Here is a 19,589-nt window from a genome sequence, read left to right as displayed (position 1 = left end):
GAAGTCGACGGGAGTGTTCTCGTTGTTCCACACCTGCGCCATGTTGTCCCAGACGGTGCCGTAGCCGGCCTGGCTGTAGGAGTCGTTCCAGTAGGTAGGCGTTGTGTGGTTCCCATTTGCAGCCCGACGGCCAGGCGGCGGCAGGGTCGGCGTCGACGGCGGCGTAGCCCAGTGAGGCCGCGGCGGTCGAGAGTACGACAGCGCTTGTCTGGGAGACGCGGCTCATACGGCGGTCAGACACGATCTCTACCCTCTCTGCAGGTGCGTCCGGTTCAGCGTTTAGTCGGGGGCACCGTAGGTGTAGGTGATGGGTGGGGGTGGGCCGAGGAAGGTGGTCACGGACTGGATGAGCGGGACTTCGTTGAGGGTTATGACGTTGAGTCCCTTGACGGGGTTCCTTTGGGTTCCGTCGCTCATGACCCAGCCGTAGCGGGCATGGCGGTGGTGCAGGTCGACGCCGGTGGTGCGCACGGGGAGAACCCCGGGGAACTGGGCGCGGACCTGCCCGATGACGGTGGCGACGCCGTCGATACTGTCGGCTGCCGCCAGCGGGGTGGTGTAGGTGACCGTGGGGGCCAGGCACTGCTCGAGGACGGCGATCCGTCGCTGCTGGTCGGGTTCCGCCCAGGCAACGTTCATTAGGTCGAGGTTCATTAGGTCGAGTAAGCCTGGCAGGGCGTGGACGACCTGTGGGTCGACGGTCGCGGGTGCAACCGGACGGCCAAGGACGCTGAGCTGGGCGGACCCGCGATGACAGGTGAACCGCGCCGGGTTTGACGGAGGCAGTCAAACCAGGAGCAAGCGGACGACATGGGCGCGCGCCACCCGAGCCCCGCTGGCGGATCGGTGCCCAGATCAGCACAGTTCAGACGCGATAATGATAGCCCGGCAGGAGGCATCGAGACCGCACCCCGCCCCCACCTGCGCCACGGGGCAAGAAGATCAATGAAGATTGCCCGGGTCTGTTGCGTCGAGAGGAGCCGGGGCTGCGGAGCCGCCGCCCGACTGGTGCTCAGATAGTGCGGGCGAGTTCGGCGAACGCGGTCGCAAGCCGTGGCTGTGGGTCGGTGTCGGTGGCGAGTTCGTAGTGGCTGCGGCGGATGTTCTGGGCAAGCGCGTGCCCGGTGCTGATGGTCTGGGCGGAGCGCAAGCGTTTCAGCCCACTCATCGGCCGTAGTCTGGCTTTGAGTGTGCTGTGGTCCGACTCGATCCGATTGTTCTGTCGGGCGGCGTCGATGTGGCAGGCCTCGGGTAGCAGTTCCCCCGAGGATCCGCGGGTAGACGGGTGCCTTGTCGGTGGTGCCTCGACCGGTCGGCGGCCGTGGGCCAAGGCCCGGTGGAAGAACCGGCGGGCCGCGATCTGGTCACGTCGTTCGCTCGCGAGCACGTCGATGACCTGTCCGTGCTGGTCAATGGCGCGATACAGGTACCGCCACCGGCCTGCGATCTTGATGGAGTAGCGGAGTGAAGCGCTGCACCCACCTGTACACCGTGACGTGATCAACCTCGATGCCGCGCTCGGCCAGAGGTTCCTCAACATCCCGTAAGGACAGCGCGAGCCGCAGGTACCACCGCACCGCCAGCGTGATCACCTCGTGTGGGAACCGGAACCCGGTGAACTCCGAGACAGGGACCGGCGGGCGAGGACGGCAGCGACCCATCACTCGACCATGCCCGCCCGTCGAGGCCGACCACGACTACGGTCCGCGCGACAGACCGTCACGACCGCTCAGGACGCGCCTTGCCCTTGCGGGTCCGGCGACGCCGAATGGCGTCGTGTCGGCTGCGCGCCGCGTCGCGCCACCTGCCGTCGCTCGCGGCGCGGGCGGCGTCACTTACCAGCGGGTCGGGGTCGTCGGCCGCGTCGGCGAACAGCTCGAAGAATCGCGGGTCGCGGTCCGCCAGCCCGAGCAGGATCGGGATCGCCTTGTGCCGCACCTCGGGGCTGGGGTCGGCGCGCAGCGCGCCAGCGAGCGTCGGCACCACGTCGGCGACGCACAGCGGCGAGTCCCGGCACCGCTCGCAGGACACCGCGTGCAGCGCCGTGAGGCGGACCGGCGTCACCGGGTCGGCGAGCGCGTCGAGAAAGGTCCGCGTCGAGGCGTCATTGGCGTGATGGTCAAGGAATGCCAGGCAGGCCCTGCGGACCCACGGGTCGGAGTGATGGATGGCCGCGACCCGGATCGCGCCGACGGGCATATCCGGAACCAGCCTGAACCGCTGCTTCACCGGAGCTTCACGCCAGCGCCGCAGGAAATCGTCGACGACGCGGAGCTCGGTCTCGTGGCCGCTCATCGTTCCAGTGCAGCCCGGCCGCGGCAGGCAGTCCAACCCTTTTGCACCTCACCCGCGCCGCACCCGGGTCAGCCGCGCTTGGGCCAGCTACCCGCGGGCCGGCCCGGACTGCTGAACCGCCACCACCGGCCCGGCCAGCTGGTGGCTGGCTGGGGCGAGACGCCGGAGAAGCCCTTCACTCGGCTGGACGGGGTGTCCGTCGGCGGCTGAACGAGCTGGTCACCGCGAATCCGCGGTACCTTCCGCCAGTAGCGGCCGACCCACGACCCGGACGCGGGTTGGCGCTACTGCCAGCCACTCCCATTCCCGCTCACGGTGCGGTCGGTGCGCCCGACCGGGCAGGTATGGACCCAGGACCAACCGGGATGTCGCCGCGTAGGGTGATGCGGTTCATGATCCGCTGAAGGTCGCGCCTGCGCCTGCGCCTGTGGTGACGAAGCGGTGCGGGCGTCTGACCCGCCAAGGGCGCCATCACTTGGCTCCTGAACAGCCCCTTCTGTGCTTCCGGTACCCCGACGGACCTGCTCGTAAGCGCGGGCGACGACCACAGGGTACGGCGGATGTGGGACCCGATCAGCGGCAACCCCATCGATGGAGCCCGACCTCGTCGACCCGCCCCGCTGAGAGTCGGCGCCCCACTACCCGCCACACCAAACGCCGCATCAGGAGCCCGGCGAGATGCGACGATTCATTCCAGTACCGTTACCCGCTGAAACGGGAGCCGCAGTGGACGACGCTCAGCCAGGAGGCGCCGAGACCGACCCCGGCGCTCTGCTGGCGAAGATCCGGCGTGCGAACGACCTGAGCCACCAGGGTGACCTCCAGGCCGCCCGCGGTCTATACGAGGACGTGCTCACCCGGTCCCGTGACCATCTCGGCGCGGACCAGCTGCGCGCACGTGCGGTGGTCGCCACGCTGAACCTCCAAGGCGTCCTGCAACAGCAGGGGGACGGCGCCGGCGCCGTGGCGCTCTACGAGGACCTCCTTGCCCGGCTGCGTCGAGCAGTCGGCGACGACCACCAGGAAACACTGCTCGCCGAATACAACGTCGCGATCATTGCGCGCGCTGTCGGCGACATGCCCAAGGCCCGCGAGATGTTCGCAGCAAATTTTGAACACAGGCGCCGCGTCTTCGGCGATGACCATCCGTTGACCGTGTCCTGCCGCGAGGCCCTCGACGAGACCGTCGGCTAGACCAGCGACTTACCAGCATCACCGGATGAGTCAGAAGCTCCGGATCGCCGACAGATCCTGGCCCATCCGGGCCCGCACACGCGGCGGTCCTGCTTGACGGGACGCTCTGACGCCCATGTGCGGTCAACGGAGTGTGTCGGGGCGTCCGAGATTGGAGGCGGGGCTGCATGCGGGATGAGCAGGCGTTCGAGGGGTTCGTGGGCACGCCGGCGGACGCGGGCTGGGGCGGAATCCGGATCGGCTGGCTGCCGGCGGGCACGACTCGTCTGGGCGACGGCGGCGGACCGAACGGTCGCGGGATCGGCGACCAGACCGGCCAGCCCGGCGCCGGGGTGGCGTACACCGGGCACCAGGACGCGATCTACGTCAGCTCGTTCACCCAGGCGGGCGAGCGGGACTCACTGCTGCGGATCGTGGTGAGCTGGCATCCACAGGAGGACTTCGCGGCGTCGCACCTATTGGAAGGCGGAACGCCGATCACGGTGCACAGCCAGCCGGGCCGGCGCTACAACGGCGGTCTGACGTCACAGCCAGGCGGGCGGCCGCACTACCGGGCCGGCCTGACCTGGCGGGAGGGCTCGGCCGGCCCGGTGGCCGCGGTTACGGCCCAGAGCGCCGCCCGGTGGATACCGCGGCCCTGCTGCGGGTCGCGCAGAACATCACGGTGGTCGCCGAGCCTGGCGCGGTCTCGGCGGCCACAACGGCACAGATCCAGGCGGTGTTCACCGGCTGGTGCCGTTCGGGACCGAAGGGGCCATCCTCACCGGTCAGGATCGTGTCGACACGACGTCAGCTGAGGTTGCAAGCCTGTGAATGAGGCCCAGCCGAGCCATGTCGTCCAGGCACTTGTGGATGAAGTCTCTGGTAAGGCGGGGAACCTCCGGGCCGACCGGCAGACGGCGGACTGCCTCCTGGAATCGCTGCGTGCCGACCATCGGCTCGACGGGTCGAGGCTGTCTCATCGTGCCGAGAACTGTCAGGGACGAGTGCTGGCGCTTCGCTTCGGGCAGTGCCTTGAGCTTGGCCTCGAAGCGTTCGACCCAGCTGCTGTAATCTGACAGGCGCTCGACCGCATAACCTGCGCCTTCGATCCACTCGACGAATGTGTCGAGCGAGATTCCGTCGTCGGCGTGATGGTTCAGGACGTGATAGTTGTGGAAACCGTCGTACGGCTCGGCGCTGATTCCCACGATTGCCCCGGCTACGAAGTCGACCGGGAGTCCGTCGTAGTGTGCGCGGATCTTCGTGTCGTCGCGGTCCAACGGGTAGAAGGATCCGGGAGCAAGACCGGTGAGCACGATGCTGGTGAGTAGCCGGGTGAAGACATCGGGTGCGTTGATCTGACCGTGATATTTCCGATGAGCGAGCATCATGTCACCGCGGAAGACGTTCACCGGTAACCCGGCCGTACGGTGTGCGCTGAGCAGCACCTGCTCCGCGGCCCATTTGCTCGTGCCGTAGCCCATCGGATGCCGGTCGAGATCGATCACGTCGAGCAGCGGGGAGTCCTCGCCGCGCGGCGCCCTCCGCTCGAGCAGGTAGGTGGTCGCGGCCGACGAGACGAAGTCGAACCGCTTCAGTCGGTGAGCCAGTGCGAGCCGGACAAGCTCGGCGGTGCCCGCGACGTTCGGGCCGAACAGGTTCTCATAGGGAAGGACGTGGTTGACCAGCGCACCTGGGTGGACGATCCGGTCGACCGTCCGCGCGAGGCGGTCGTAGTCGGCGTCGTCGAGTCCGAGCTTTGGCTCCGCCACGTCGCCGACGACCACTTCGAGCCGTGCCTCGCTCAGCGCGGCGAACCGCTGCCGCAGGTCCGGATCGGTGTCGAACACCGCCGCGAGGCGGCGGCTGGCGGCGGCTTCGTCGGTCGCGCGCACGAGGCAGATGAGCGTCCCGCCGCTCGTCGCGAGGCGTTCGAGCCATTCGAGGCACAGGAAACGGCCGAGGAACCCGGTTGCGCCCGTCAGGAGCACGCAGGTCGATACCGCGGGTGGCGATGCGGCCGGGGCCTGCGCGAGTTCTTCGGCGGGGATGAACGCCGAGAGGTCCAGGTCCGAGGCGCGGAGGAGACGGGAACCCGCGCCATGGACGCGGTCGAAGGTCGTGAGCTGGGCGCGGGACCGGTCGAGCGCGGACTCGATGACGCGTGTCCACGACCGTGGATTGCCCGCGGGGCTGAGGATCGCGTTGACCGGCACCTCGACGCCGAAGATATCCGCGAGCATCGCCGAGAACCTGGACGCTCCGAGGGAGTCCCCTCCGAGGTCGACGAAGCCGAGCGGCGCCGACGGATCGATCTCCTCCACCCCCAGCGCCACCTCGAGCGCCTTGACGACCTTGTCAAGGACGCTGGTGTCGTTGTCGAGGTTCTTCAGCGCGACGAGGTTCTCGGCCTGTCGGCGTTCGAGTTCGATGTAGAGCTGTTCGAGTCGGTCGCGGTACTTCGCTTCGAGCGCGGGGCGCATGCGTTTGTGGACGCTCGACAGCAGCCCGTTCTCGTGTGTGAACGGCTCGCGCTCGACGATGAAGTCGCGCGGCACCTCGAACGATCGGAGGCCCTCCTTGGCGGCGATGTCACGCAGCTCGGACCGGATCAGGTCCCGCAACGACGTAGCGGTGAGGTCGCCGAGCCGGTCACGTACGACGTCCGGATTGGGAACGACGACGGCGAGCACGTAGGAACGAGCGGAGTTGCCGTAGACGAAGATCTGGTCGATGAGTTCGCTGCCGTTCTCGAACGTCGTCGCGAGCGCGCCGACGGCCACGAACTCGCTCTGGGAGAGCTTCAGCACGTCGTTGCGGCGACCGATCCACTGGATCTGGTCTGGTCCGCGCTCCTCCACGATGTCGCCGGTGCAGAGATACCCGTCGGCGTCGAACAGGGCGGCCGTCGCCTCCGGCCGCTTGAAGTAGCCGGGGGTGGCCCGCTCGCTCCTGACGCAGAACTCGCCACGCGGGTACGGCTTGTCGGTGAGGAGGTAGCCGAGCTCAGGAACGTCCCGCAGCCGGTAGGCGGTGACCGGAGGACGCAGAACGCGCCCCATGACGACCATGGTGCCCGCCTCGGTCGAGCCGTAGCCGCCGCCGAGCCGAACCTGGAAGCACTCTTCGATGAAGTCCCGCAGGTGAGGCGTCATGGGCGCACCCGCGCCGCCGATGGAACACACCCGGTCGCCGAGAAACTCCGCGCGCATCGTCCGCATGGCCTCGGCGCGCGCCGAGTCCGCGTCGGCGCCGGCGGCCGTGCGTCTCGAGACCTCTCCGAGGAAATGGTGGTGGACCAGCTCGAGGATCCGCGGGAACACCGACACCTCTGTCGGACGGGTGAGCCGTATGTCCTCGAAGACGGTGGACAGGTCGCTGTGAGTAGTGATGTTCACCAGTCCGCCCCGGGCGAGCGCCGAGTAGATCATGTGTCGGCCCGCCAGGTGGTTCAACGGCGCCAGGGCCACCCGGACGACAGGCCCTAGCCGCTCGCTCGGGTCCCACTGCGCGGCCACCGTGCGCTCGGTGACGATGACACCCTTGGGAGTGCCGGTGCTGCCGGAGGAGTGGATGAGCAGCGCCATCCGGTCGGCGCCCGCGGTGGACGCGGGAAGCGGCTCCCACGGCGGCAGCTCGGCGCCGAGGTCGACCATCTCGCTGAGAGTGACGAGCCGCGCGCGCGAGCCGTTTCTCGCGATGTCGTCCTGGGCGGCGACGAGGCGCTCGCGGTCCTCGTCGACCCGGGCGTCGTAACCGAGCGCGATGATCGTGCGGATGGAGTCCTGCGCGCCGGCGAGAGACGCCACCAACTCGAGATCCGCCATCTCCGCCGCCACCGTCGTCGGTGCGGTGTCCGCGAAGATTCCGCGCAGGTCGGCGGCGGCGAGGGTGGCCTGCAGGGGCACGCTCACGGCAAGTGCACAGGCCACCGCCAGGTCAACCGTGACGTAGTCCGTGCTGGCGAAGCCAAGGATGCAGACGAAGTCACCAGGATCGACGCGGTATCGCCCGTCGTGATGCCACAACGTGGCGAGGCATTTCACCCGGCGGAGGAGCTCGCCGTAGCTGATCGTGTCGAAGTCGGGCTGGTAGGCCCGGTGCGCGCGTCCTGTCGCGTCCGAGACGGGCCGGTAGCTTCGCTGGCCCAGTGCCGCACGTCCCGCGTAACCGTCGAGCACCGTCGTGATGACCTGCTGGTAGGACAGGCCCGGGCGGAGAGCGGCCGCGGCGACCTCCGGATCGGGGCTCAGCGCCCGCAGCTGCTCGTCGGCTCTTACTAGATCGGCAAGGCGTTCGGCCGGATTACGCGCATCTGTCACTGACATGGTCTTCCTCGCCCCCGGTTAGGCCTGCGGTATCGGGAGGTACGGGTGTCCTTCGGAACCGGCGAACTCCGGCGGGAAGGGCAGCCTGTCGGGCTGGACGCCCAGGCGGCGCCGTTCGGCTTGGCGCCGCCGCGGCAGACGCTCCGTTCACGTGACGAAAAGCGCGGGAGCCACGAGAGCAGCAGTGCCCCTCGGTCCCCGCCGCCACCCGGCGACGAGGATAATCATACTGATGAGGCTGATTTCGGTCAACCTCAGATGCGGCCTGCCGGCGCGAGCTCCTCGGACGAGCCCAACGCGAGCCCATGTACGCCTGAACCCGCAGCCGTGCTCAGGACAGCAGGGTCGCTCGTCTCGCACGAGTCCCGCCCGGTCCGACGTAACTTCGAGACGGCGAGCAGGAACCGCATCGCGTCGCCATCATCGACGAAGAGGTTCTGACCCACGCACTGGTGGGCGACCCCGCCTGGATGGGCGACGAGGCCGGGCCGGACATCCAAGCCATCACCAGGTAAGGCGACGATCGTGTCGAATCAGTCCGGTCTCACGGCTCGCAAGAACAATCGGACAGCATCCGCGGTGCGGCGTTGCTGCTCTTCGTGATCGTGCACGATGCCGAAAGATGCCATGCGCGCCGGGGCTACCGCTACCATCCCGAGGAAGTGTTCGGCGAGCAGGTCGGCGTCGTGCACGGAGATCGCCCCGGTGGCAGCGTGCTCACGCAGCAGGTTGGCGACGGCCTTCTGTCGTGGCCAGATGCAGTACGTCTTGCGAGCGACCTCGGGGAACCGAGCTGCCTGCGCGATCGCCAGCCGGGCGAGTGCGACCATCCGGGGATCGAGGACCCTGCGCACGGCGGCTTCCGCGATCGCGAGCAGTGCGGCCTCCAGATTCTCAGGGAGGTCTGCGTGACCCGGTTCGGGGCTTGGCCAGTCGGGTCGCTCCATCGCCCAGTTGAGGACGGTGGTGAACAGATCGTCCTTGCTGCGGAACCGCGCGTACAGCGACTGCTTCGTCGTACCGGCAAGCGCGGCGATGTCGTCCAGCGAGGTGGCCTCATATCCACGTTCGAGGAACAGCTCCAGGGCCGCCTCCTTGAGATCCTGCTCGAGCCGGGCGGCCTGCGCGCTCGTCGGACGCCCGCTCCTGCGGGCAGGGGTCCTCGAGGGTGTCGCCATATGGACAGTCTGACAGGATCTCCATGATCCACAGTGGGTGCGGCAAGCTCGTTTCAGGGCTCTGAGCATGGGCCGTGTCGGGGCGGGACAGCGCTCGGACCAGGTCCTCCGTGGCGTCGCCCCGGAGGTCGGCGCTCACCGAAATCGGGACGTCGCGGGGATACCGCGTGGCCTCGCGGATGACGCTGATCCACGAGGCCCGGTCACTGTCCCAAAGTCCTTACGGACGAAAGCGGATGATCGTCTTCCCGGTGATCCGCTCGGTCGGGTTGAGGGCGGCGACGGCATCGTCGAGGGTCGAGACGTTGCCGATGTTCGTCCGCAGTCGTCCGTCCCGCACCCGCTGGACGATCTCACCAAGTTGGGCGCGATCGGACACGACAACGAAATCGATCGCCAGGCCGTCCGCGGGCCGCGCCTCCGGCGGCCCGACGACGGACACCAGCGTTCCTCCGGACCGGATCACGCCTGCGGACCGCTTCCCGATGTCGCCGCCGATGACATCGAAAACCAGATCGACTCCGCCGACGTCTTCCAGGGCGTCGTTGTCGAGGTCGACGAACTCCTGCGCGCCGAAGTCGAGCGCCTTCTGGCGGTCGGCAGCGCGTCCGGTGCCGATGACGTACGCGCCGAACTCTCGTGCGAGCTGCGTCACCATCGACCCGACTGCGCCGACCGCGCCGTGCACGAGGACGCTCTGCCCCGCCTGAAGGCGGCCGTGCTCGAACAGTCCCTGCCACGCGGTCAGGCCCGAGATCGGCAGGCTCGCGCCCACCGTGAAGTCGACGTCGCCCGGCAGCGGCGCGAGGTTGCGTGCCTCGACAGCCGCGTACTCCGCCAGGGTGCCGTCGCGAGTCCAGTCCGTGAGGCCGAACACCCGCTGTCCCACCGACAGCCCCGTCGTGCCGTAGCCGAGGGCGGTGACCACTCCGGCCAGCTCGTGGCCAGGGATCGCCGGTGTCCGGTCACGGTCGAGGCGATCGGTCCAGGTCGAGGGCCACGCCATCTCAGTCGGGACGAATCCCGACGCATGAACCTGAACGACGACATCGTTCAGTGCCGGTTCCGGCTCGGGCCGCTCCACCAGCGTCATCCCGGCCGTTCCCGCGGCCTCATCTGTCACCACGATCGCTTTCATGGGAATTGTCTCCTCGGTCATTTTTCTCTTTGGTGGAAATGTTGCAGGGATGGAAAGCCCGTTCGACATCTAATGCCAGGGGCCATAGGACGCAGCCGGCCGATCTGGACAGCGCCGGCCGGCCGCGTGCATCGATGGGCGTGTCGCTCACGGACGAACGCTGATAATCGTCTTCCCCTTGCGTCGCTCGGTCGGGTTGAGGGCGGCGACGGCATCGTCGAGGGTCGAGACGTTGCCGATGTTCGTCCGCAGTCGTCCGTCCCGCACCCGCTGGACGATCTCACTCAGTTGGGCGCGATCGGACTCGACAACGAAGTCGATCGCCAGGCCGTCCGCGGGCCGTGCCTCCGGCGGCCCGACGACGGACACCAGCGTTCCTCCGGCTTGAATCAGGCGTGCGGACCGCTTCCCGATGTCGCCGCCGATGACATCGAAAACCAGATCGACTCCGCCGACGTCTTCCAGGGCGTCGTTGTCGAGGTCGACGAACTCCTGCGCGCCGAAGTCGAGCGCCTTCTGACGGTCGGCAGCGCGTCCGGTGCCGATGACGTACGCGCCGGCCTCTCGTGCGAGCTGCGTCACCATCGACCCGACTGCGCCGGCCGCGCCGTGCACGAGGACGCTCTGCCCCGCCTGAAGGCGGCCGTGCTCGAACAGTCCCTGCCACGCGGTCAGGCCCGGCATCGGCAGGCTCGCGCCCATCGTGAAGTCGACGTCGCCCGGCAGCGGCGCGAGGTTGCGTGCCTCGATCGCCACATACTCCGCGAGGGTGCCGCCCCGATGCCCGTCCGCGAGGCCGAAAACCCGCTGTCCCACCGACAGCCCCGTCGTGCCATAGCCGAGGGCGGTGACCACTCCGGCCAGCTCTTGCCCGGGAATCGACGGTGTCCGGTCACGGCCGAAGCGATCGGTCCAGGTCGAGAACCACGTCAGCTCACCCGGAGTGAATCCCGACGCATGAACCTGAACGACGACATCGTTCAGTGCCGGTTCCGGCTCGGGCCGCTCCACCAGCGTCATCCCGGCCGATCCCGCGGCCTCATCTGTCACCACGATCGCTTTCATTTGGACACCTCCGCTGACCGACCGGCTGGGGGAGCTGCTGGCGAGCAGTCGCGGGTCAGCTGGGCGTTGACAAGCCCGATGCGGCCGACAACGCCGATCAACCGTCGAGCTCCGCATCCGTCGGCCGGGTGAGGGCTACCTCGCCAAGGTAGCCCGATCATCGTTGGGGCCGTCCGGGCTTACAGGCCGTACTCTTCCAACAGTTTCAGCCAGATCTCGCTCACGGTCGGGAACGAGGGGACCGCGTGCCACAGCTGGTCGAGGGGAACCTCCGCGGCCACCGCGATGGTCGCCGAGTGCAGCAGATCAACCACTTCAGGGGCAACGAACGTGGCGCCGAGCAGGACGCGGCGGTCGGAGTCGACGACCAGTTTTGCCCGGCCGGTGTAGCCCGCGGCCTGTAGCTGGGCGCCTTCGACCGTGCCCATGTCGTAGTCGACTGTGCGGACGGGAAAGCCGTCGGCGCGGGCCTGGGACTCCGTGCGCCCGACCACGCAGACCTGGGGGTCGGTGAAGATGACCTGGGGGGTGGCCCGGTTGTCGGCGGTGTCGCGCATCCCGGGGAGGTCGTCGGGCTGGCCGGCGGCACGGGCGGCGATCACGTCGCCACAGACCCGTGCCTGGTACTTGCCCATGTGGGTGAGCAGGTTGCGGCCGTTGACGTCGCCGATGGCGTACAGCCAGCCGTCGTGGAGGTTGGTCGCCCGCATGCTGGCGTCCACCTCGATCGGGCCGTCGGCCGCCAGGCCGACGGTGTCCAGGCCGAGGTCGCCGACAGCCACCCTGCGGCCGGCGCCGACGAGGATCTCGTCGGCCTCGACCCGCGAGCCGTCGTCGGTGTGGACGGTCACCGAACCGTCCGGCAGCGGCCGCTCGACCCGGACCGGCGAGCGGCCGAGGCGCACGTCGATGCCCGAGGCTCGGAGGGACCTCGCCAGCAGCTCACCGGCGAACGGCTCGGTCCGGGTGAGCAGCCGGTCTTCGCGCACCAGCATGGTGGTCTCTTCGGCGCCGAGGGCGTGCAGCGCCTGGGACATCTCGCAGCCGACGGGCCCACCGCCGATCACCGCAAGGCGCTTGGGCACGTGCTGGACGGCGGTCGCCTCCCGGTTTGTCCACGGCTGTGCCTCCCGCAGCCCGGGCACGTCCGGGATGGCGGGGTTGCTGCCGGTCGCGACGATGACGGCGTGGCGGGCCCGCAGCGCCCGGGTCCCGTCGTCCGGCGTCGTCGCCTCGACCCGCATGGGCCCGGCCAGGCGTCCCCGGCCGCGCACGAACGTCGCCGGGAGGTTCTCGATCCAGCTCACCTGGCCGCCGTCGTCGAGGTGGTCCACGATCTCGTCGCGGCGGGCCAGCACCGCGGCGGTGTCGATGGGGCCGCGCAGCTCCGTCCCCGGCACCCGGCTCACGTCGCCAGCCAGGTCCACCGGCCGCAGCAGCGCCTTGCTCGGAAGGCAGGCGTAGTAGTGGCACTCGCCGCCGGCCAGGCGCTGCTCCACGACCGCCGCCGTCAAACCGCCCCGGACAACGCGTGCGGCAGCTGTCTCCCCGACCGGTCCCGCGCCGATCACGATTACGTCGAAGACCTCGTCCGTGTCCGCCATGACGCCCCCGCTCTCGTTGCCGCGATCACGTGCGGTATGTAATTCCCCGCTTGCTGACGGTCGAACCGGTGATCTCGTGCGGATCACGTCTTTATTGGCGTCACTGGAGACGATCTGCCGACGGCCGTTCTGCTCACGCCGGCCGCCGGGCCTGCCGTTCGGTCTTCCGCCGACATTGCTTTTGCATCTGGTAAGGGGTGGGTAGCTCTGAGGTATCAAGGGTCGATTCAGGCCCCGCCGCCCAGTGCGCCGACTTGGAGACGCCCACCATGACCGACCTGGACATGCTGTGTGCCAACACGATCCGTGGGTTGTGTATGGACACGATCGAACGCGCCGCCTCCGGGCATCCCGGTACGCCGATGGATATCGCTCCGGTGGCTTACACCCTCTGGCAGCGGTTCCTACGTTTCGACCCGGGCGACCCGATCTGGCCAAATCGGGACCGTTTCGTGCTGTCCGAGGGGCATGCGTCGGCTCTGCTCTGGTCGTTGCTGCACCTCGCCGGCGCGCGCGCAGTCGATCCCGACTACGAGGTGCTCGGCCGGCGGGCGGTGACCCTCGAGGATCTGAAGACGTTCCGTCAGTTTGACTCGCACTGCCCGGGCCACCCGGAGTACCGGTGGACGAGTGGTGTGGAGGCGACGACTGGCCCGCTCGGCCAGGGTGTCGCGATGTCGGTGGGCATGGCGATCGCGGGTCGGTGGCTGGGGTCGCGGTACAACCGGGACGGGTTTCGGCTGTTCGACTTCGACGTGTACGCGCTGGCCGGGGACGGCTGCATGATGGAGGGCATCTCGGCGGAGGCGGCCTCGCTCGCAGGACATCTGGGCCTGGCAAACCTGTGCTGGATCTACGACTCGAACCGGGTGACCATCGAGGGCCACACCGACCTCACGTTCACCGAGGACGTGGCCGCCCGCTTCATCGCCCACGGCTGGAACGTGACGACGGTCGCCGACGCGAACGACCTCGACCAGGTGGCCCGTGCCTTGCACAGCTTCCGCGCCGAAGTCAGCCGGCCGACCCTGGTGCTGGTGCACAGCCACATCGGCTACGGCTCGCCCGTCGAGGACTCCCCGAAAGCCCACGGGAAGCCGCTCGGCCGGGAGGGGGTGCGGGCGACCAAGCGCTTCCTCGGCATGCCCCCGGACATCGACTTCTTCGTCCCCGCCGAGGTCTACGACCACTTCGCCCAGGGCATCCGGGCGCGCGGCGAGGCGGCTCGGGCCGCCTGGGAGGCGAGGTTCGCCGAGTACCGCGACGTCTACCCGGAGCTGGCCGAGGAGATCGAACGCATGCAGCGCCGGGAGCTGCCGGACGGCTGGGAGGCCGCGCTGCCCTCCTTCCCCGCCGATCCTGCGGGCATCGCGACGCGGGACAGTTCGGGGCGGGTGCTGGACGCGCTCGCGCAGGCGGTGCCGTGGCTGCTCGGCGGTTCGGCTGACCTCACGCCGTCCACGAAGACCAGGCTCACCTTCGCCGGCGCCGGCGACTTCCAGGCCGGGGCGGAGTCGGGACGCAACCTGCATTTCGGTGTCCGGGAGCATGCCTCGGCGGCGATCGCGAACGGCATGGCGCTCACGAAGCTCCGGCCGTACTGGTCCGGCTTTCTGATCTTCTCCGACTATGCGCGGGGGGCGATCCGGCTCTCCGCGCTGATGGAGATCCCTACCCTGCACATCTTCACCCACGACTCGATCGGGGTCGGCGAGGACGGGCCGACCCACCAGCCGGTCGAGCAGCTGGCGTCGTTGCGCGCCATGCCCGGTCTGCTCGTCTTCCGACCGGCCGACGCGGGCGAGGTCGTCGAGACCTGGCGGATCGTGGCGGCGCTGCGCCGCGAGCCTGCCGCGCTGGTTCTCTCCCGGCAGGCCCTGCCCACCTTCGACCGGTCCCGGCTCGCCGCCGCGTCCGGGGTTGCAAAGGGGGCGTACGTGCTGGCGGACGCGGGTCCCGGGAAACCAGACGTGATCCTGCTCGCGACCGGCTCGGAGGTGGCGCTCGCCCTCGCCGCGCGCGACGAGCTGGCGGCCGACGGGATCGGCGCCCGGGTCGTGAGCATGCCGTGCTGGGAGCTGTTCGACCGGCAGTCGCCGGAGTACCGGGAGCAGGTGCTGCCGGCGGACGTGACGGCCCGCGTCGCGGTCGAACAGGCCTCGACCCTGGGCTGGGACCGCTACGTCGGGGACCACGGTGCCGTCGTCGGCATGCACACCTTCGGCGCGTCCGCGCCGCTGCGGCAACTCGTAACAAAGTTCGGGTTCACCCCGGACCACCTCACGCAGGTAGCCCGGGACCTCGTGGCCACCGAACGGCGGATGCCCGTCGGACATGGCGCTGGACGAAGGTGAGCGCATGAAGCCGACCGAGACCTTGCACGAACGCGGGCAGAGCCTCTGGCTCGACAACATCACGCGGCGGATGCTCGACGCCGGGCAGCTTCGCCGCTACATCGACAGCTTCGCGGTGACCGGCCTCACGTCGAATCCGTCGATCTTCGACAAGGCGATCGAATCCGGCGGCTACGACGACGCCATCCGGGTCTGCGCCGCGGCCGGCCTTTCGGACGAGGAGGTTTTCACCGAGCTGGCGATCGGTGACCTGCAGCGCGCGGCGGACGAGTTCCTCGGTGTTCACGACCGAACCGACGGAGTCGACGGCTGGGTTTCCCTTGAGGTCTCCCCGCTGCTCGCCCACGACACCGCAGCCACCGGACCGAGGAGGAGATCCAGGCTGACGAGATCGAGGCGCGGACCGTGCCGCACCGGGTGATGCCGGGCGACCGCCCCACCACGGTCCTGCTCGCCGAGCAGCTGACGCCACGCGTGCTCGGCGCACTGGTGGCGCTCTACGAACACAGCGTGTTCACGCAGGGAACGATCTGGGGAATCGACTCCTTCGACCAGTGGGGCGTCGAGCTCGGCAAGGTGCTCGCCGCCCGGATGGCCCCAGAGCTGGCGGGCGGGACCGAACCGGAGCTCACCTACGACTCATCCACCAACGCCCTGATCCGCCGCTACCGCACCCTGAAGGGCTAGCGCCGGCGCTCACGCGGACCTGGCCGCGACAGCGCCAGGAATGCGCGGGACGAACGCCGCGAGAAGGAAGGAAGCCGGGATGGCAACCGACAGACCCATGCAGCTCGGCATGATCGGATTGGGACGGATGGGTGCCAACCTCGTCCGCCGGCTCATGCGGGACGGCCACCGGTGCGTGGCCTACGACGTGAACGAGAGCGCGGTGAACGCGCTCGAAGCCGAGGGGGCCGTGGCCGCGACCTCGCTCGGCGGCCTGGTGACGAAGCTGACGAAACCGCGGGTCGTCTGGCTGATGCTGCCGGCGGCGGTCGTGCAGTCGACCCTCGACGAGTTGTGCGACCGGCTCGAGCCCGGCGACATCGTGGTCGACGGCGGCAACTCGCACTACCGGGACGACATCGCCCGCGCGAAACGGCTCGCCGACCGCGGGCTGCACTACGTGGACTGCGGGACCTCCGGCGGGGTCTGGGGGCTGGAACGGGGCTACTGCCTCATGATCGGCGGCGAGGAGTCCGCGGTGCGGCGGCTGGATCCGATCTTCGGGACCATCGCGCCCGGCGCCGATAGCGCGGCGCCGACGCCCAGCCGGAGCCGCGACGGGACGGCCCCTGACGGCTACCTGCACTGCGGGTCGAGCGGCGCCGGCCACTTCGTGAAGATGATCCACAACGGGGTCGAGTACGGCATGATGGCCGCGATCGCGGAAGGTCTCAGCATCATCCGGCACGCCGACGCGGGCAGGCGGGACCGCACCGTTGACGCGGAGACGGCCCCGCTGCGCGACCCCGAGGCCTACCGCTACGAGATCGACGTCGGCGAGGTCGCCGAGGTCTGGCGGCGTGGCTCGGTGGTCGGCTCCTGGCTCGTCGACCTGACCGCCGACGCGCTTGCCCGCTCACCGGGTCTGGAGGACTTCGCCGGGCGCGTGTCGGATTCCGGCGAGGGCCGCTGGACCGTGCACGCGGCGATCGATGAGAGTGTGCCGGCCCCGGTCATCGCGACGGCGCTAAGCGAGCGGTTCTACTCCCGCGGCCTCGGCGACTTCACCGACAAGGTCCTCTCCGCGATGCGCAGCGAATTCGGCGGACACGCAGAGAAGAGGGCGAAGGTCATATAACGCAGAAATCGGCGGCTTCGGCCGACAGGTCGACCTGAACGCAGCGCAGGCGACAAGTAGCGCTAAGCGGACGAGAAGGAGGTCAACGCAATGAGCACAGCGACAGCGGTTGCCCCGGATAGCCGGCCGGTGACAGGGGCGACCGCGGTGCCCGACGACCATGTGATCGTCCTGTTCGGCGCGACCGGGGACCTCGCCCGACGCAAGCTCCTCCCCGGCCTGTTCCACCTCGCCGCGGCCGGCCTGCTGCCGTCCAAATACCGGATCGTGGGGTCGGCGCCCGTCAAGGGTGCGGTCACGCCCGACGAGTTCCGGCGGCGCGCGAGGGAGGCGGTCGACGAGTTCGGCCTCGTCACGCCGTCGGGCGCGGCGTGGCGGGAGTTCGAGGACTCGCTCGACTTCGGTGCCGCGGACGAGGATTCTCCCGAGCCGCTCCTTGCGGCGGTGCGGACAGCCGAGAAGGCTATCGGCGGCTGCCCCCGCCGCCTATTCCACCTTGCAGTGCCGCCGGCGGCGTTCGGGTCGGTCATCGGGATGCTCGGCGCGTCGGGTCTCGCGACGAACGCCCACGTGATCGTCGAAAAGCCGTTCGGCTACGATCTTCCGTCGGCCCGGGAGCTGAACAGGTCGATCCACGCCGTCTTCGACGAATCCCAGACCTTCCGTATCGACCACTTCCTCGGTAAGGAGGCGGTGGACAACATCCTCGCTTTGCGCTTCGCGAACGGCCTGTTCGAGCCGGTCTGGAACCGCGATCACATCAGCCATGTGCAGATCGACGCGCCCGAGACCCTGGGAATCGGTGGCCGCGCCGGCTTCTACGAGCGGACCGGCGCGTACCGGGACATGATCGTGACACACCTGTTCCAGGTGCTGGGCTTCGTGGCGATGGAGCCGCCGACCGCTCTGCGGGCGACGTCGCTGCGGGACGAGAAGACCAAGGTCTTCGAGGCGATGAAACCCGTCGATCCGGCACACGTGGTGCGCGGCCAGTACGACGGTTACCGGTCCGAGCCAGGTGTCGACCCGCAGTCGCGAACGGAGACCTTCGTCGCGCTGCGGGTGGAGGTGGACAACTGGCGCTGGGCCGGCGTGCCGTTCTACCTGCGTTCCGGCAAGAAACTGGCGCAGCGCCGAGAAGTCATCACCCTGGGTTTCCGGGATCCGACGCTACGGATGTTCCAGCTCGACCCCGACGTGCGGCTGGACAGCAGCGGCAACAAGCTTGTCATCGATTTCGCTGACCCGGGCTGGATCACCGCCCAGTTCCTCGCGAAGGAGCCCGGCGCCGCCATGCGTCTCGGCGAGGCAGAAATGACGTTCCGCTACGCCGACTGCTTCAACGCAGAGCATAGCCTCGCCGGATATGAACGGTTGATACTGGATGCCATGCTCGGCGACCAGTCCTTGTTCACCCGATCGGACGGTATCGAGCGCCTCTGGAAGGTCTCCAGCCCGCTGCTCGATAACCCGCCGCCGGTGCAACCGTACGCTCCCGGATCGTGGGGACCCGAGTCCATCGACCGGCTGATCACACCCCACCGCTGGCACCTACCGGAAAGCCGATGACCAGCCCGGCGACCCGCCTCCTTCTCGCCGACGTCGACGGAACGTTGGTGACCTCGGACAAGGTCCTCACCGACCGGACCATCGACGCGGTCCGCCGGCTGGGCGACGCCGACGTGCTCTTCGCAGTCACCAGCGGCCGCCCGCCCCGGGGCATGTCCATGCTCGTCGAGCCGCTTGCCCTTGCCACCCCCATCGCGGCGTTCAACGGAGGTGTTTACGCACAACCCGACATGTCCGTCCTAGCGCAGAAGGTGGTTCCCGGCCATGTGGTCGGGCCTATGATCGCGCTGCTCACGTCCTTCGCGCTCGATGTCTGGCTCTACCAGGGCACCGACTGGTACGTGCGCGACCCCGAAGGGCCCCACGTCGATCGCGAGACCAGGACCGTCGGGTTCGCGCCGACGGTTTCGCCGGATTACGCCGACCTCGCGGACGTCGTCAAGATTGTCGGCGTGAGTGACGACTACGAACGCGTCGTCGCCGCCGCGACGGCAGCCCACTCCAAGTTCGGCGACCACGTCGCAGCCGCCCGCTCCCAGCCGTACTACCTGGACGTGACCCACCCGGATGCGAACAAGGGGTGCGTCGCGCGGTATCTGGGCGAAAGGTACGGCATCCCGACCAGGCAGATAGCGACGATCGGCGACATGCCGAACGACGTGCTGATGTTCGCGCACTCGGGTCTCAGCGTCGCGATGGGCAACGCCAGCCTCGAAGTTGTGCGGGCTGCTCGACGGGTCACCACGGCCAACGACGATGACGGCTTCGCCAACGCCGTCGACCGCTACATCCTCCGGACCGGTTGAATCACGGGGGGCGGGGGCGGCGGCGCAGATTCAACCGGCGGGCGTAGGTGAGTATCTTCTCGAACGACCAGCCGACCGCGCCCGACCCTCGGGTCGTGCGATCACGGACAGCTTGATCGACGCCACCGAAACGCTGGAGGCAGTTCTGCGCCACGGTCCCGCTTCGCTATACCCGCTGCACCAGCCGTCCTCAGCGCACGCCGGTCGGCTGCCCCGCTGAAGTGGCAGGGGTGCCGTGGTCGAAAACTATATTTCGTATGCAGGAGGTTGCA

15 protein-coding genes are annotated in these 19,589 nt (G+C 68.8%); 7 read left to right on the top strand and 8 right to left on the bottom strand.

The genetic code is table 11. The annotated features are described in order from the left end of the window. Positions 1–279: 279 nt before the first annotated feature. From QOZ89_RS35630 to QOZ89_RS35620, 3 genes are all read right to left on the bottom strand, one after another. Entirely contained in the window at positions 280–639 is a 360-nt protein-coding gene (locus QOZ89_RS35630) for a nuclear transport factor 2 family protein (RefSeq protein ID WP_312628248.1), read from the bottom strand. A 373-nt stretch (positions 640–1,012) separates the two neighbouring features. Continuing rightward, positions 1,013–1,540: a transposase gene (locus QOZ89_RS35625; RefSeq protein WP_241841436.1), complete on the bottom strand. Its 528-nt coding sequence runs from the start codon at positions 1,538–1,540 to the stop codon at positions 1,013–1,015. Between the two features lie 179 nt (positions 1,541–1,719). After that, complete coding sequence (locus tag QOZ89_RS35620) at positions 1,720–2,295, bottom strand: HEAT repeat domain-containing protein (protein WP_312628246.1); 576 nt, start codon at positions 2,293–2,295, stop codon at positions 1,720–1,722. 726 nt (positions 2,296–3,021) lie between these two features. Here QOZ89_RS35620 and QOZ89_RS35615 point away from each other — a divergent pair. Beyond that, positions 3,022–3,489, top strand: coding sequence for a tetratricopeptide repeat protein (locus QOZ89_RS35615; protein ID WP_312628244.1), 468 nt, complete (start codon positions 3,022–3,024; stop codon positions 3,487–3,489). A 767-nt stretch (positions 3,490–4,256) separates the two neighbouring features. Here the strand turns inward: QOZ89_RS35615 and car are convergent. The 5 genes from car to QOZ89_RS35590 form a co-directional block, all read right to left on the bottom strand. Next, entirely contained in the window at positions 4,257–7,799 is a 3,543-nt protein-coding gene (gene car / locus QOZ89_RS35610; RefSeq protein ID WP_312628241.1) for a carboxylic acid reductase, read from the bottom strand. A 533-nt stretch (positions 7,800–8,332) separates the two neighbouring features. Then, entirely contained in the window at positions 8,333–8,977 is a 645-nt protein-coding gene (locus QOZ89_RS35605) for a TetR/AcrR family transcriptional regulator (protein WP_312628239.1), read from the bottom strand. A 220-nt stretch (positions 8,978–9,197) separates the two neighbouring features. Next, a complete protein-coding gene (locus QOZ89_RS35600; RefSeq protein ID WP_312628237.1) occupies positions 9,198–10,115 on the bottom strand; it encodes an NADP-dependent oxidoreductase in 918 nt (305 codons plus the stop codon). Between the two features lie 147 nt (positions 10,116–10,262). Beyond that, positions 10,263–11,180 carry an NADP-dependent oxidoreductase gene (locus QOZ89_RS35595; RefSeq protein ID WP_312628235.1) on the bottom strand — a complete coding sequence of 306 codons (918 nt, stop codon included), beginning with the start codon at positions 11,178–11,180 and terminating at the stop codon, positions 10,263–10,265. Between the two features lie 179 nt (positions 11,181–11,359). After that, positions 11,360–12,784, bottom strand: a complete 1,425-nt coding sequence (locus QOZ89_RS35590; RefSeq protein WP_312628233.1) for a dihydrolipoyl dehydrogenase family protein — start codon at positions 12,782–12,784, stop codon at positions 11,360–11,362. A gap of 269 nt (positions 12,785–13,053) precedes the next feature. Here QOZ89_RS35590 and tkt point away from each other — a divergent pair, with 269 nt between their 5' ends. From tkt to QOZ89_RS35560, 6 genes are all read left to right on the top strand, one after another. After that, positions 13,054–15,138, top strand: a complete 2,085-nt coding sequence (gene tkt / locus QOZ89_RS35585; protein WP_071046456.1) for a transketolase — start codon at positions 13,054–13,056, stop codon at positions 15,136–15,138. Between the two features lie 4 nt (positions 15,139–15,142). Further along, positions 15,143–15,559 (top strand): transaldolase family protein, encoded by a 417-nt coding sequence (locus QOZ89_RS35580; protein ID WP_083418038.1) that lies wholly within the window; start codon positions 15,143–15,145, stop codon positions 15,557–15,559. After that, a complete protein-coding gene (locus QOZ89_RS35575) occupies positions 15,544–15,825 on the top strand; it encodes a phosphoglucose isomerase-related protein (protein ID WP_071046419.1) in 282 nt (93 codons plus the stop codon). The genes QOZ89_RS35580 and QOZ89_RS35575 overlap by 16 nt, the downstream gene beginning before the upstream one ends. Positions 15,826–15,922: 97 nt before the next feature. Then, entirely contained in the window at positions 15,923–16,942 is a 1,020-nt protein-coding gene (gnd, locus tag QOZ89_RS35570) for a phosphogluconate dehydrogenase (NAD(+)-dependent, decarboxylating) (protein WP_198543033.1), read from the top strand. Positions 16,943–17,032: 90 nt separating this feature from the next. Next, the gene (gene zwf, locus QOZ89_RS35565; protein ID WP_071046421.1) at positions 17,033–18,511 is read left to right on the top strand and encodes a glucose-6-phosphate dehydrogenase; all 1,479 of its coding nucleotides are present in this window, start codon (positions 17,033–17,035) and stop codon (positions 18,509–18,511) included. After that, entirely contained in the window at positions 18,508–19,317 is an 810-nt protein-coding gene (locus tag QOZ89_RS35560; protein ID WP_071046422.1) for a Cof-type HAD-IIB family hydrolase, read from the top strand. Before zwf ends, QOZ89_RS35560 begins: the two co-directional genes overlap by 4 nt. Positions 19,318–19,589 lie beyond the last annotated feature (272 nt).

Source organism: Pseudofrankia coriaricola (assembly GCF_032027725.1).
Taxonomy (GTDB): Bacteria; Actinomycetota; Actinomycetes; order Frankiales; family Frankiaceae; genus Pseudofrankia.
This window is presented reverse-complemented; position numbering and strand designations above follow the sequence as displayed.

Bases quoted from the DNA above. Each gene is read 5' to 3' on its own strand.
- QOZ89_RS35560 (WP_071046422.1), top strand. From the start codon at position 18,508: ATGACCAGCCCGGCGACCCGCCTCCTTCTCGCCGACGTCGACGGAACG.
- QOZ89_RS35630 (WP_312628248.1), bottom strand. From the start codon at position 639: ATGAACGTTGCCTGGGCGGAACCCGACCAGCAGCGACGGATCGCCGTC.
- zwf (WP_071046421.1), top strand. From the start codon at position 17,033: ATGAGCACAGCGACAGCGGTTGCCCCGGATAGCCGGCCGGTGACAGGG.
- QOZ89_RS35620 (WP_312628246.1), bottom strand. From the start codon at position 2,295: ATGAGCGGCCACGAGACCGAGCTCCGCGTCGTCGACGATTTCCTGCGG.
- QOZ89_RS35595 (WP_312628235.1), bottom strand. From the start codon at position 11,180: ATGAAAGCGATCGTGGTGACAGATGAGGCCGCGGGATCGGCCGGGATG.
- gnd (WP_198543033.1), top strand. From the start codon at position 15,923: ATGCAGCTCGGCATGATCGGATTGGGACGGATGGGTGCCAACCTCGTC.
- QOZ89_RS35580 (WP_083418038.1), top strand. From the start codon at position 15,143: ATGAAGCCGACCGAGACCTTGCACGAACGCGGGCAGAGCCTCTGGCTC.
- QOZ89_RS35605 (WP_312628239.1), bottom strand. From the start codon at position 8,977: ATGGCGACACCCTCGAGGACCCCTGCCCGCAGGAGCGGGCGTCCGACG.
- car (WP_312628241.1), bottom strand. From the start codon at position 7,799: ATGTCAGTGACAGATGCGCGTAATCCGGCCGAACGCCTTGCCGATCTA.
- QOZ89_RS35600 (WP_312628237.1), bottom strand. From the start codon at position 10,115: ATGAAAGCGATCGTGGTGACAGATGAGGCCGCGGGAACGGCCGGGATG.
- QOZ89_RS35625 (WP_241841436.1), bottom strand. From the start codon at position 1,540: ATGTTGAGGAACCTCTGGCCGAGCGCGGCATCGAGGTTGATCACGTCA.
- QOZ89_RS35590 (WP_312628233.1), bottom strand. From the start codon at position 12,784: ATGGCGGACACGGACGAGGTCTTCGACGTAATCGTGATCGGCGCGGGA.
- tkt (WP_071046456.1), top strand. From the start codon at position 13,054: ATGACCGACCTGGACATGCTGTGTGCCAACACGATCCGTGGGTTGTGT.